The 14094-nt window shown below is 62.3% G+C and carries 7 protein-coding genes; all 7 read left to right on the forward strand.

The genetic code is table 11. The features are described 5' to 3' along the window. The coding region (gene rpoB, locus AC1DN0_RS37730) for a DNA-directed RNA polymerase subunit beta (RefSeq protein WP_477146460.1) at window positions 1-3684 on the forward strand (3684 nt) is incomplete at its 5' end. A gap of 130 nt (window positions 3685-3814) precedes the next feature. Then, window positions 3815-8059 (forward strand): DNA-directed RNA polymerase subunit beta', encoded by a 4245-nt coding sequence (gene rpoC, locus AC1DN0_RS37735; RefSeq protein WP_477146461.1) that lies wholly within the window; start codon window positions 3815-3817, stop codon window positions 8057-8059. 273 nt (window positions 8060-8332) lie between these two features. Next, window positions 8333-10195 (forward strand): DNA helicase RecQ, encoded by a 1863-nt coding sequence (gene recQ, locus AC1DN0_RS37740; protein ID WP_477146462.1) that lies wholly within the window; start codon window positions 8333-8335, stop codon window positions 10193-10195. Between the two features lie 410 nt (window positions 10196-10605). Continuing rightward, entirely contained in the window at window positions 10606-10983 is a 378-nt protein-coding gene (gene rpsL / locus AC1DN0_RS37745; protein ID WP_477146463.1) for a 30S ribosomal protein S12, read from the forward strand. Between the two features lie 223 nt (window positions 10984-11206). Further along, window positions 11207-11677 carry a 30S ribosomal protein S7 gene (rpsG, locus tag AC1DN0_RS37750; protein WP_035876146.1) on the forward strand — a complete coding sequence of 157 codons (471 nt, stop codon included), beginning with the start codon at window positions 11207-11209 and terminating at the stop codon, window positions 11675-11677. Between the two features lie 117 nt (window positions 11678-11794). Further along, a complete protein-coding gene (gene fusA, locus AC1DN0_RS37755; protein ID WP_441635849.1) occupies window positions 11795-13897 on the forward strand; it encodes an elongation factor G in 2103 nt (700 codons plus the stop codon). A 77-nt stretch (window positions 13898-13974) separates the two neighbouring features. After that, window positions 13975-14094 (forward strand): GTP-binding protein (locus AC1DN0_RS37760; protein ID WP_235660971.1); only part of this gene is annotated, 120 nt, incomplete at its 3' end.

Raw genomic sequence — 14094 nt, forward strand, 5'->3', positions numbered from 1 at the left:
CAGCTCCACCGCTCGCCTGGCGTATTCCAGCTCCACCGCTCGCCTGGCGTATTCTTCGAGCACGACAAGGGCAAGACCCACAGCTCGGGCAAGCTGCTGTTCTCGGCACGTATCATTCCTTACCGCGGTTCGTGGCTCGATTTCGAGTTCGACCCGAAGGACATCCTGTACTTCCGCGTCGATCGCCGCCGCAAGATGCCGGTGACGATCCTGCTGAAGTCGATCGGCCTGACGCCCGAGCAGATCCTCGCGCACTTCTTCGTGTTCGACAACTTCACGCTGCAGTCGGAAGGCGCGCAGATGGAGTTCGTGCCCGAGCGCCTGCGTGGCGAAGTCGCGCGTTTCGACATTGCCGACAAGGACGGCCGTGTCGTGGTCGAGAAGGACAAGCGGATCAACGCCAAGCACATCCGTGACCTGGATTCCGCCGGTACCAAGCTGATCAGCGTGCCGGAAGACTACCTGCTCGGCCGCGTACTGGCGAAGAACATCATCGACCCGGATACCGGCGAGGTGATTGCCAACGCCAACGACGAGCTGACCGAAACCGTGCTGGAAAACCTGCGCGAAGCCGGCGTCAAGCAGATCCAGACCCTGTACACCAACGATCTGGACCAGGGTCCGTACATGTCGCAGACGCTGCGCGTGGACGACACCGCCGACCAGACCGCTGCGCGTATCGCCATCTACCGCATGATGCGTCCCGGCGAGCCGCCGACCGAAGACGCGGTGGAAGCCCTGTTCCAGCGCCTGTTCTACAGCGAAGAGTCGTACGACCTGTCGCGCGTTGGCCGCATGAAGGTCAACAGCCGCCTGGGCCGCCCGAGCGRCGAAGGCAGCATGGTGCTGCAGGACGAGGACATCCTCGAGACCATCAAGATCCTGGTCAACCTGCGCAACGGCAAGGGCGAGGTCGATGACATCGATCACCTGGGCAATCGTCGCGTGCGTTGCGTCGGCGAACTAGCCGAAAACCAGTTCCGCGCCGGCCTATCGCGCGTGGAGCGCGCCGTCAAGGAACGTCTGGGCCAGGCCGAGACCGAAAACCTGATGCCGCACGATCTGATCAACTCGAAGCCGATTTCGTCGGCGATCCGCGAGTTCTTCGGTTCGTCGCAGCTGTCGCAGTTTATGGACCAGACCAACCCGTTGTCCGAGATCACGCACAAGCGCCGTGTCTCCGCACTGGGCCCGGGCGGTCTAACCCGCGAACGCGCAGGCTTTGAAGTCCGCGACGTGCACCCGACCCACTACGGCCGCGTGTGCCCGATCGAAACGCCGGAAGGTCCGAACATTGGCCTGATCAACTCGCTGGCACTGTACGCACCCCTGAACGAATACGGCTTCCTGGAAACGCCGTACCGCAAGGTGGTCGACAGCAAGCTGACCGATCAGGTCGACTACCTGTCCGCCATCGAAGAAGGCAAGTATGTGGTGGCGCAGGCCAACGCGACGGTCGATACCGACGGTACCCTGATCGACGAACTGGTGTCGTCGCGTGAGGGTAGCGAGCGTGAAACCCGTATGGTCACGCCGGACCGCGTTCAGTACATCGACGTGGCGCCGTCGCAGATCGTGTCCGCGGCGGCATCGCTGGTGCCGTTCCTCGAGCACGACGATGCGAACCGTGCACTGATGGGCGCCAACATGCAGCGTCAGGCCGTGCCTTGCCTGCGTCCGGACAAGCCGCTGGTGGGTACCGGCATCGAGCGTACCGTTGCGGTCGACTCGGGTACCGCCGTGCAGGCAACCCGTGGCGGCGTGGTGGACTACGTCGATGCGATGCGTATCGTGATCCGTGTGAACGACGATGAAGCCGTTGCTGGCGAAGTCGGCGTGGACATCTACAACCTGATCAAGTACACGCGCTCGAACCAGAACACCAACATTAACCAGCGTCCGATGGTCAAGGTTGGCGACTTCGTCGCCCGTGGCGACGTGATCGCCGACGGCGCCTCGACCGACCTGGGCGAGCTCGCGCTCGGCCAGAACATGCTGGTGGCGTTCATGCCGTGGAACGGCTACAACTTCGAAGATTCGATCCTGATCTCCGAACGCGTGGTTGCCGAAGACCGCTACACCTCGATCCACATCGAGGAACTGTCGGTCGTCGCCCGTGACACCAAGCTGGGACCGGAAGAAATCACCCGCGACATCTCCAACCTCGCCGAAGCGCAACTGGCGCGTCTGGACGAGTCCGGCATCACCTACATCGGTGCCGAAGTGGAAGCGGGCGACGTGTTGGTCGGCAAGGTCACGCCSAAGGGCGAGACCCAGCTGACCCCGGAAGAAAAGCTGCTGCGCGCGATCTTCGGCGAGAAGGCTTCGGACGTGAAGGATACGTCGCTGCGCGTGCCCTCGGGCATGAGCGGTATCGTGATCGACGTCCAGGTCTTTACGCGCGAAGGCGTGACCCGCGACAAGCGTGCCCAGTCGATCATCGACGACGAACTGAAGCGCTACCGCCTGGACCTGAACGACCAGCTGCGTATCGTCGAAGGCGATGCCTTCCAGCGTCTGGAGCGCCTGCTGCTCGACAAGACCGTCAACGGCGGTCCGAAGAAGCTGTCCAAGGGCGCCAAACTGACCCGCGAGTACCTGGCCGACCTGGACAAGTACCACTGGTTCGACATCCGTCCGGCCGACGAGGAAGTTGCTGCCCAGCTGGAAGCCGTCAAGGAAGCCATCGAGCAGAAGCGTCACGAGTTCGACCTGGCCTTCGAAGAAAAGCGCAAGAAGCTCACGCAAGGCGACGAACTGCCGCCGGGCGTGATCAAGATGGTCAAGGTGTACCTGGCCGTCAAGCGCCGCCTGCAGCCTGGCGACAAGATGGCAGGCCGTCACGGTAACAAGGGCGTTGTGTCGAAGATCGTTCCGATCGAAGACATGCCCTACATGGCCGACGGCACGCCTGCCGACATCGTGCTGAACCCGCTCGGCGTGCCGTCGCGGATGAATGTGGGCCAGATTCTGGAAACCCACCTGGGCTGGGCTGCGCGCGGTCTGGGCCAGCGCATCGGTTCCATGCTCAAGGCACAGGCGAAGGCGCAGGAACTGCGTCCGTTGCTGGCTCAGATCTACAACGAGAGCGGCAAGCCGGAAGACCTCGACAGCCTGTCCGACGCCGAAGTGCTGGAACTGGCCACCAACCTGAAGAAGGGTGTGCCGTTCGCTACGCCGGTGTTTGACGGTGCGCATGAAGACGAAATCCGTCGCATGCTGGACCTGGCCTACCCGGACGCGATTGCCAAGGAAATGGGCCTGACCGCTTCCAAGCAACAGGTCACGCTGCACGACGGCCGTACCGGTGAAGCGTTCGAGCGTCCGGTGACGCTGGGCGTGATGCACATGCTGAAGCTGCACCACTTGGTCGACGACAAGATGCACGCCCGTTCGACCGGTCCGTACTCGCTGGTCACCCAGCAGCCGCTGGGTGGTAAGGCGCAGTTCGGTGGCCAGCGTTTCGGTGAAATGGAAGTGTGGGCGCTGGAAGCTTACGGCGCCTCCTACGTGTTGCAGGAAATGCTGACGGTCAAGTCCGATGACGTGAACGGCCGGACCAAGGTCTACGAGAACATCGTCAAGGGCGAGCACTCGATCGACGCCGGCATGCCGGAATCGTTCAACGTGCTGGTGAAGGAAATCCGTTCGCTGGGTATCGACATCGACCTCGATCGCTACTGATTGAGATTGCGCGGGGGGCCGGCAATAGCCAATGGCCCACCTCCCGCCGAATGCCCGCTACGGTTTTCCCACAGGATGAATGCCGCGGGCCCGACATGATGTCGGGCTGGCGGCGAAACAAGGAGTTGCAATGAAAGCATTGCTCGATCTCTTTAAGCAGGTTCAGCAGGAAGAGCAGTTCGACGCGATCAAGATCGGCCTGGCATCGCCGGAGAAGATTCGTTCGTGGTCGTACGGTGAAGTGAAGAAGCCGGAAACCATCAACTACCGGACCTTCAAGCCCGAGCGCGATGGCCTGTTCTGCGCCAAGATCTTTGGCCCGATCAAGGACTACGAGTGCCTGTGCGGCAAGTACAAGCGCCTGAARCACCGYGGYGTGATCTGYGAGAAGTGCGGCGTTGAAGTGACSCWGRCYAARGTGCGYCGTGAGCGCATGGGCCACATYGAACTGGCYGCSCCGACCGCGCACATYTGGTTCCTGAARTCRCTGCCGTCGCGTCTGGGCATGGTGCTCGACATGACGCTGCGCGATATCGAACGCGTCCTGTATTTCGAAGCATTCGTGGTGCTCGAACCCGGCATGACCCCGCTCAAGAAGAGCCAGATCATGTCCGAGGACGACTACATCGCCAAGTGCGAGGAGTACGGCGAAGGCGAATTCGTGGCCATGATGGGTGCCGAAGGCATCCGTGAACTGCTGCGCGGCATCGACATTGAAAAGCAGATCGAAACGATCCGCGCCGAGCTGCAGACCACTGGTTCCGAAGCCAAGATCAAGAAATTCGCCAAGCGCCTGAAGGTGCTTGAAGCGTTCCAGCGTTCGGGCATCAAGCCGGAATGGATGATCCTGGAAGTGCTGCCGGTGCTGCCGCCCGAACTGCGTCCGCTGGTACCGCTCGATGGCGGCCGTTTCGCCACCTCGGACCTGAACGACCTGTATCGCCGCGTCATCAATCGTAACAACCGCCTGAAGCGCCTGCTGGAACTGAAGGCGCCTGAAATCATCGTGCGCAACGAAAAGCGCATGCTGCAGGAAGCGGTTGACTCGCTGCTGGACAACGGTCGCCGCGGCAAGGCGATGACGGGCGCCAACAAGCGTCCGCTGAAGTCGCTGGCCGAMATGATCAAGGGCAAGGGCGGCCGTTTCCGCCAGAACTTGCTGGGCAAGCGCGTCGACTACTCCGGCCGTTCGGTCATCGTGGTGGGTCCGACCCTCAAGCTGCACCAGTGCGGCCTGCCCAAGCTGATGGCGCTCGAGCTGTTCAAGCCGTTCATCTTCCACAAGCTGGAAACGATGGGCATCGCCACCACCATCAAGGCGGCGAAGAAGGAAGTGGAAAGCCAGACCGCGGTGGTGTGGGACATCCTCGAAGAGGTGATCCGCGAGCATCCGGTCATGCTGAACCGTGCACCGACGCTGCACCGCCTGGGTATCCAGGCGTTCGAGCCGGTGCTGATCGAAGGCAAGGCCATCCAGCTGCACCCGCTCGTCTGCGCGGCGTTCAACGCCGACTTCGACGGTGACCAGATGGCTGTGCACGTCCCGCTGTCGCTGGAAGCGCAGATGGAAGCCCGCACCCTGATGCTGGCCTCCAACAACGTGCTGTTCCCGGCCAACGGCGATCCGTCGATCGTGCCGTCGCAAGACGTGGTGCTGGGTCTGTACTACACGACCCGCGACAAGATCAACGGCAAGGGCGAAGGCCTGACGTTTGCCGACATCAGCGAAGTGATCCGCGCCTACGAGAACAAGGAAGTCGAACTGGCTTCCCGCGTGAACGTGCGTATCACCGAGTATGAACTGGTCGACAAGGACGCCGTGGGCGACGCCCGCTTCGCGCCCAAGATCACGCTGCAGGCCACCACGGTCGGCCGCGCGATCATGTCCGAGATCCTGCCGAAGGGCCTGCCTTTCTCGGTGCTGAACAAGCCGCTGAAGAAGAAGGAAATCTCGCGCCTGATCAACACCGCGTTCCGCAAGTGCGGTCTGCGTGAAACCGTGATCTTCGCCGACAAGCTGCTGCAGTCGGGTTTCCGCCTGGCAACGCGCGCCGGTATCTCGATCGCCATCGACGACATGCTGGTGCCACCGCAAAAGGAAAAGATCATTTCCGACGCGGCTGCCAAGGTCAAGGAATACGACAAGCAGTACATGTCGGGCCTGGTGACCGACCAGGAACGCTACAACAACGTCGTGGACATCTGGGGCGCTGCCGGCGACCAGGTGGGCAAGGCGATGATGGAGCAGCTCCAGCACGAGGACGTGGTCGACCGTGACGGCAACACCGTCAAGCAAGACTCGTTCAACTCGATTTACATGATGGCCGACTCGGGCGCGCGCGGTTCCGCTGCGCAGATCCGTCAGCTGGCCGGCATGCGGGGCCTGATGGCCAAGCCGGATGGCTCGATCATTGAAACGCCGATTACGGCGAACTTCCGTGAAGGCCTGAACGTTCTGCAGTACTTCATCTCCACCCACGGAGCSCGTAAGGGCCTGGCGGATACGGCACTGAAGACCGCSAACTCGGGTTACCTGACCCGTCGTCTGGTCGATGTGACGCAGGATCTGGTGGTGGTGGAAGACGATTGCGGCACGACCAACGGCGTGGCCATGAAGGCCCTGGTCGAGGGTGGTGAAGTGATCGAAGCCCTGCGCGACCGTATTCTCGGCCGTGTGACGGTGACCGACGTGGTGAACCCGGAAACCCAGGAAACCGCGATCGAGGCCGGCACCCTGCTGGACGAAGATCTGGTCGACATGATCGACGCCATCGGCGTGGACGAAGTGAAGGTGCGTACCCCGCTGTCGTGCGACACGCGCTACGGCCTGTGCGGCATGTGCTATGGCCGCGACCTGGGCCGCGGCGTGCTGGTGAACTCCGGCGAAGCGGTTGGCGTGATCGCCGCTCAGTCGATCGGCGAGCCGGGCACGCAGCTGACCATGCGTACGTTCCACATCGGCGGCGCGGCATCGCGTTCGGCAGTGGCATCCAGCGTGGAAGCGAAGGCAACCGGTACCGTGCGTTTCACGGCGACCATGCGCTACGTCACCAATGCGAAGGGCGAACTGATCGTCATCTCGCGTTCCGGCGAAGCCCTGATCACCGACGACCATGGCCGCGAGCGCGAGCGTCACAAGATCCCGTACGGCGCCACGCTGCTGGTGCAGGACGGCCAGGCCATCAAGGCTGGTACGCAGCTGGCCACGTGGGACGCGCTGACGCGCCCGATCGTGTCGGAGTACACCGGCACGACCAAGTTCGAGAACGTCGAAGAAGGCGTGACCGTCGCCAAGCAGATGGACGAAGTCACCGGCCTGTCGACCCTCGTGGTGATCGATGCCAAGCGCCGTACGGCTGCCACCAAGGGCCTGCGCCCGCAGGTGAAGCTGCTCGACGCCAACGGCCAGGAAGTGAAGATTCCGGGCACGGACCATTCCGTGACCATCGGCTTCCAGGTCGGCGCGCTGATCACCGTGAAGGACGGCCAGCAAGTGCATGTGGGTGAAGTGCTCGCACGTATCCCGACCGAATCGCAAAAGACCCGCGACATTACCGGGGGTCTGCCGCGCGTGGCCGAGCTGTTCGAAGCGCGTTCGCCGAAGGACGCCGCCGTGCTGGCGGAAGTCACCGGCACCACGTCGTTCGGCAAGGACACCAAGGGCAAGCAACGCCTGGTGATTACGGACCTGGACGGCAACGCCCACGAGTTCCTGATCACCAAGGAAAAGCAAGTCCTGGTGCACGATGGCCAGGTGGTGAACAAGGGCGAAATGATCGTGGAAGGTCCGGCGGACCCGCACGACATCCTGCGCCTGAAGGGCATCGAGGAACTGGCGCACTACATCGTCGACGAAGTGCAGGACGTGTACCGTCTGCAGGGCGTGAAGATCAACGACAAGCACATCGAAGTGATCGTGCGCCAGATGCTGCGCCGCGTGCAGATCTCGGATGTGGGCGACACCAAGTTCATCCCGGGTGAACAGGTGGAGCGTTCGGAACTGCTCGACGAGAACGATCGCGTGATCGCCGAAGGCAAGCGTCCGGCCACGTACGAAAACCTGCTGCTCGGTATCACCAAGGCGTCGCTGTCCACCGACAGCTTCATCTCGGCGGCATCGTTCCAGGAAACCACCCGCGTGCTGACCGAAGCCGCGATCATGGGCAAGACCGACGACCTGCGTGGTCTGAAGGAAAACGTGATCGTTGGCCGACTGATCCCCGCTGGTACTGGTCTGGCCTACCACCGCGCCCGCAAGGCGCGCGAGGCGGCCGAGCGCGAACGCGCCCAGGCGATCTCCGACGAAGAGCAGTCGCTCTTCATCGAGCCGCCGGTGGTGCCGGCGACGACCGAAGGCGAGGGCGACGCGGTTTAAGACTGCCAGCCTGAACCTGCAGCAAGCTGCATGAAGATGCCCGGCCCTGGTGGCCGGGCATTTTTTTGCCTGCTTCTATATTTTGGATTTTGTTTTGCCGTGCCTTGTTTCGACATTGTTATTCATCGTGTGCATTTTTGCCGGCAAACACACTGGCGCCGCGCCGGCCGAAAGGTTTCAGGGAACATTCGTCACGGTACGAAGCAGTTGGCCGCCCCCTTGGTGGTATGGTTACGCCTTTCGCGGTCCCACCCTCTTTTTTAAGCTGTAGATATGTCGCGCGCCCTGGCGATTCTCAAGGATGTTTTCGGCTACCACGCCTTCCGCGGCCGGCAGGCGGAGATCATCGACCACGTGGCGGACGGTGGCGATTGCCTGGTGTTGATGCCCACCGGTGGCGGCAAGTCGCTGTGTTACCAGATTCCGGCGCTGATGCGGCAGCGGGCAGGCCAGGGGGTCGGCATCGTGGTGTCGCCGCTGATCGCGCTGATGCAGGACCAGGTCGCTGCCTTGTCGGAGGCCGGCGTGCGCGCGGCCGTGCTGAACTCGACGCTCAGCGGCGCCGAGGCTTCGGCGGTGGAGCGCGACCTGCTCGCTGGCAGGCTCGAGATCCTCTACGTGGCGCCCGAGCGGCTGATGACACCGCGCTTCCAGGACCTGCTCGAGCGTACCCGTATCGGCGTGTTCGCCATTGATGAGGCGCACTGCGTGTCGCAGTGGGGGCATGATTTCCGCCCCGAGTACATCCAGCTCTCGGTGCTGCACGAGCGCTTCCCGCAGGTGCCGCGCATTGCGCTGACGGCTACCGCGGATTCGGTCACGCGCGAGGAAATCGTCGAGCGGTTGGCGCTGCACGATGCGCGCGTCTTCATTTCCAGCTTCGACCGGCCCAATATCCGCTATCGCATCGTCGAGAAGGACAATGCGCGCCAGCAGCTGCTGGCCTTTATCAAGGCCGAGCACCTGGCCGCCGACGGCACCCACGACAGCGGCATCGTCTATTGCCTGTCGCGCAAGAAGGTGGAGGACACGGCCAGCTATCTCAGCGGCCAGGGACTCAACGCGCTGCCATACCATGCCGGCATGGATGCGGGCGTGCGCCAGCACCACCAGGCCCGTTTTCGCGAAGAAGAGGGCGTGATCATGGTGGCAACCATCGCTTTCGGCATGGGGATCGACAAGCCTGACGTGCGATTCGTGGCTCACCTGGACCTGCCCAAGAGCATGGAAGGCTACTACCAGGAGACCGGCCGCGCCGGTCGTGACGGGTTGCCGGCCAACGCATGGATGGCCTATGGCCTCGGCGACGTGGTCCAGCAAAAACGCATGATCGACGAGTCCGAGGCGGATGAAGCGCACAAGCGCGTCTCGTCCGCAAAGCTCGACGCCCTGCTCGGGCTGTGCGAGACGGCCGGATGCCGGCGCGTCCGCATCCTGGGGTATTTCGACGAGGCCAGCGCGCCTTGCGGCAATTGCGACACTTGCCTGGAGCCGCCCGCGACGTGGGACGGGACGCGCGAGGCGCAGATGGCGCTGTCGTGCGTCTACCGCACCGCGCAGGCCAGCCGCATCCATTTCGGCGCCACCCACATGATCGACGTGCTGCGTGGCAACGCATCGGAAAAAATCCGGCAGTGGGGGCACGACAAGGTGTCCACCTTTGGCATCGGCGCGGACCGGACGGTATCCGAATGGCATGCCATCTTCCGTCAACTGATTGCGCACGGACTGCTGATGATCGACCACGGCGGCCACGGCGCGCTGCTGTTGGGCGAGTCCGCACGCGCGGTGCTCAAGGGCGAGACGCAGATTACGCTGCGCCGGCAGGCCAGCAAGCCAGCCAAGAGCGGCGAGCGGTCCACACGCGGCACCGRCACCCGTACCGACCATACCGCCGGCATGGACACCGAGGCGCTGGCCAACTGGGAGGCGCTGCGCAAGTGGCGGACCGAGACGGCGCGCGAGCACGGCGTGCCGGCCTATGTGATCTTCCACGACGCTACACTGGCCGAACTGGCGCGCAGCGCACCGGAGTCGCTGACAGCAATGGCCGAAGTGCCTGGCATTGGTGCCGCCAAGCTTGAGCGCTATGGCGACGCCATCCTCGAAACGCTGGGTGCCGTATCCGACTTCTGATGCCCGGATGCGCATCAAGCGGCAAGCGGCAAGCGGCAAGCGGCAAGCGGCAAGCGGCAAGCGGCAAGCGGCAAGCGGCAAGCGGCAAGCGGCAGAAGCTGCTTGACCGTTTACGTCTCCGCTGTTAGCATGGCAGATTCGAGTTTTTGGCTTTGGATTTCGCTCGCCTGTCAGATTTGTGGCCTTCGGTTCGCAATCGGCAAGCCCACCAAGGGGGTCGTGTGATGCTCTGGTGGTGTGGTCGCAGCGGGATCCCAGGCGAGCTCGCGTTCTTTGGCCAGTCTGTTCCTCCACAGGTCCGTCTCAAGAGCGCTCGCTCACCTTTCCCGCCCAAAACCCGTCGTTGCCTCTTCGGCCCATTGCTTGTGGCCCCAGGGGTGTTTTTCCGTAAAACCAAGCTGGATTGAACAATGCCAACTATCAACCAACTGGTTCGCAAGCCGCGCGTCTCTGAAGTCGTCAAGAGCAAGAGCCCGGCGCTTGAGAACTGCCCCCAGCGTCGCGGCGTGTGCACCCGTGTGTACACCACGACGCCGAAGAAGCCGAACTCGGCACTGCGTAAGGTCGCCAAGGTGCGCCTGACCAACGGTTTCGAGGTCATCTCGTACATCGGCGGTGAAGGCCACAACCTGCAAGAACACTCGGTCGTGCTGATCCGCGGCGGCCGTGTGAAGGATTTGCCGGGTGTGCGTTACCACATCGTCCGTGGCTCGCYGGACTTGCAAGGCGTGAAGGATCGTCGCCAGGCACGTTCGAAGTACGGCGCGAAGCGTCCGAAGGCTGCTTAAGGCTAACGCCAGGCAAGCYGGGCATAAAGCCCGAAGCAACAAACGATGGCCTGTGGCGGTTGCGTCATGGTGCTGTCACCAGGCGGCGGTAAAACGGAGCGTTTATGCGCCGTGCCGTCGAGTAAGTGGTCACCCGGCGAATTTGCCTGAATGAGAGGCAAGCTAGTTGGTGGCCGGAGAGCGGGAAATAGCCGCGCTCTCAACTGAATCTAAAGGAAAGAAGATGCCACGTCGTCGTGAAGTCCCCAAGCGGGATATCCTGCCCGATCCGAAATTCGGTAACGTTGAAGTTGCCAAGTTCATGAACGTCCTGATGCTGGACGGCAAGAAGTCGGTTGCCGAACGTATCGTTTATGGCGCGTTCGACCAGATCGAAAAGAAGGCAGGCAAGGCCCCCGTAGAAGTGTTTTCCGTTGCCATCAACAACGTGAAGCCGGTGGTCGAAGTGAAGAGCCGTCGCGTGGGCGGCGCCAACTATCAGGTTCCGGTCGAAGTCCGTCCGTCGCGTCGTTTGGCATTGGCGATGCGTTGGTTGCGCGAGGCCGCGAAAAAACGCAGCGAGAAGTCGATGGCGCTGCGCCTGGCAGGTGAGCTGCTGGAAGCAGCGGAAGGCCGCGGCGGCGCGATGAAGAAGCGCGACGAAGTGCACCGCATGGCCGAAGCCAACAAGGCGTTCTCGCACTTCCGCTTCTAAAGCGCGCGAGTTACGCGGTTGGTTGCCGGGCGGGCTGTGTAATGACACGCTCGCCCGTTTGTGTTACGGGCGTTGGCAATGAGATGCCGGCGTCTCACGGACGAATAGAGGATTAAAGTGGCTCGTAAGACTCCCATTGAGCGCTACCGTAATATCGGTATCTCGGCTCACATTGACGCGGGTAAAACCACCACGACCGAGCGGATCCTGTTCTACACCGGTGTGAACCACAAGATCGGTGAAGTGCATGATGGCGCCGCCACGATGGACTGGATGGAGCAGGAACAGGAGCGTGGCATCACGATCACCTCCGCTGCCACCACCGCCTTCTGGAAGGGCATGGCCGGCAATTACCCGGAACACCGCATCAACATCATCGACACCCCGGGCCACGTGGACTTCACCATCGAGGTGGAGCGTTCCATGCGCGTGCTGGACGGCGCTTGCATGGTCTACTGCGCAGTGGGTGGCGTGCAGCCCCAGTCGGAAACCGTGTGGCGTCAGGCTAACAAGTATGGCGTTCCGCGCCTGGCCTTTGTCAACAAGATGGACCGTACCGGCGCGAACTTTTTCAAGGTCTACGACCAGCTGAAGACCCGCCTGAAGGCCAGCCCGGTTCCCGTCGTCGTGCCTATCGGCGCCGAAGACACCTTCAAGGGTGTGGTCGACCTCATCAAGATGAAAGCGATCATCTGGGACGAGGCCAGCCAAGGTACCAAGTTCGACTACGTGGACATCCCGGCTGAACTGGCCGACTCGTGCAACGAATGGCGCGAGAAGATGGTCGAGGCAGCTGCCGAGTCGAACGAAGAACTGATGAACAAGTATCTGGAAGAGGGCGAACTGTCCGAAGCCGAGATCATCAAGGGCCTGCGCGACCGTACCATCGCCTGCGAAATCCAGCCGATGCTGTGCGGCACCGCGTTCAAGAACAAGGGTGTGCAGCGTATGCTGGACGCCGTGATCGACTTCCTGCCGTCGCCGGTCGACATCCCGCCGGTCACCGGCGTGGACGATGACGACAAGGAAGTGTCGCGCCGTGCTGCGGACGACGAAAAGTTCTCCGCGCTGGCGTTCAAGATCATGACCGACCCGTTCGTCGGCCAGCTGATCTTCTTCCGCGTGTACTCGGGCAAGGTCAATTCGGGCGACACCATCTACAACCCGGTCAAGAGCAAGAAGGAACGCCTGGGCCGGATTCTGCAGATGCACGCCAACCAGCGCGAAGAAATCAAGGAAGTGCTGGCAGGCGACATCGCCGCTGCGGTTGGCCTGAAAGAAGCCACCACGGGCGACACGCTGTGCGATCCGGACCACATCATCATCCTGGAACGCATGGTGTTCCCGGAGCCGGTGATTTCGCAGGCCGTCGAGCCGAAGACCAAGGCTGACCAGGAGAAGATGGGCATCGCCCTGAACCGCCTGGCACAGGAAGATCCGTCGTTCCGCGTCAAGACCGACGAAGAATCCGGCCAGACCATCATTTCGGGCATGGGCGAGCTCCACCTGGAAATTCTGGTCGACCGCATGAAGCGCGAATTCGGCGTGGAAGCCACCGTGGGCAAGCCTCAGGTTGCCTACCGCGAAACCATCCGCAAGGTCTGCGAAGAAGTCGAAGGCAAGTTCGTCAAGCAGTCGGGCGGCCGTGGCCAGTACGGTCACGTGGTRCTCAAGCTCGAGCCGCAGGAACCGGGCAAGGGCTACGAGTTCGTCGACGCCATCAAGGGCGGCGTGGTGCCGCGCGAGTACATCCCCGCGGTGGACAAGGGCATTACCGAAACCCTGAACGCCGGCGTGCTGGCAGGTTTCCCGGTGGTCGACGTCAAGGTCACGCTGTTCTTCGGTTCGTACCACGATGTGGACTCGAACGAAAACGCGTTCAAGATGGCCGGCTCCATGGGCTTCAAGGAAGGTATGCGCCGCGCCAGCCCGGTGCTGCTCGAGCCGATGATGGCCGTGGAAGTGGAAACGCCGGAAGACTTCATGGGTAACGTGATGGGCGACCTGTCGTCGCGTCGCGGCATTATCCAGGGCATGGACGACATGGTCGGCGGCGGCAAGATCCTGCGCGCGGAAGTTCCGCTGGCAGAGATGTTCGGCTACTCGACCTCGCTGCGTTCGGCCACGCAAGGCCGCGCTACGTACACGATGGAGTTCAAGCACTACGCTGAAGCTCCGAAGAACGTAGCCGACGCCGTGATCACGGCTCGCGGCAAGTAAGAAAAAAATCCGCCGCCGCGCGTTGTGCGCGGCGGCACTATGAACACGACATACTGGTTTCGATTAGGAGCTGAAAAATGGCAAAGGAAAAGTTCGAGCGGACTAAGCCGCACGTGAACGTTGGCACGATTGGTCACGTTGACCATGGCAAGACCACGCTGACGGCCGCGATTGCTACGGTGCTGGCAGCCAAGTTT

It is taken from the genome of Cupriavidus sp. 05N39 (assembly GCF_056397325.1).

Excerpts from the sequence above, each read along its gene's own strand:
- rpsG (WP_035876146.1), top strand. The coding sequence starts at position 11,207 with ATGCCACGTCGTCGTGAAGTCCCCAAGCGGGATATCCTGCCCGATCCG.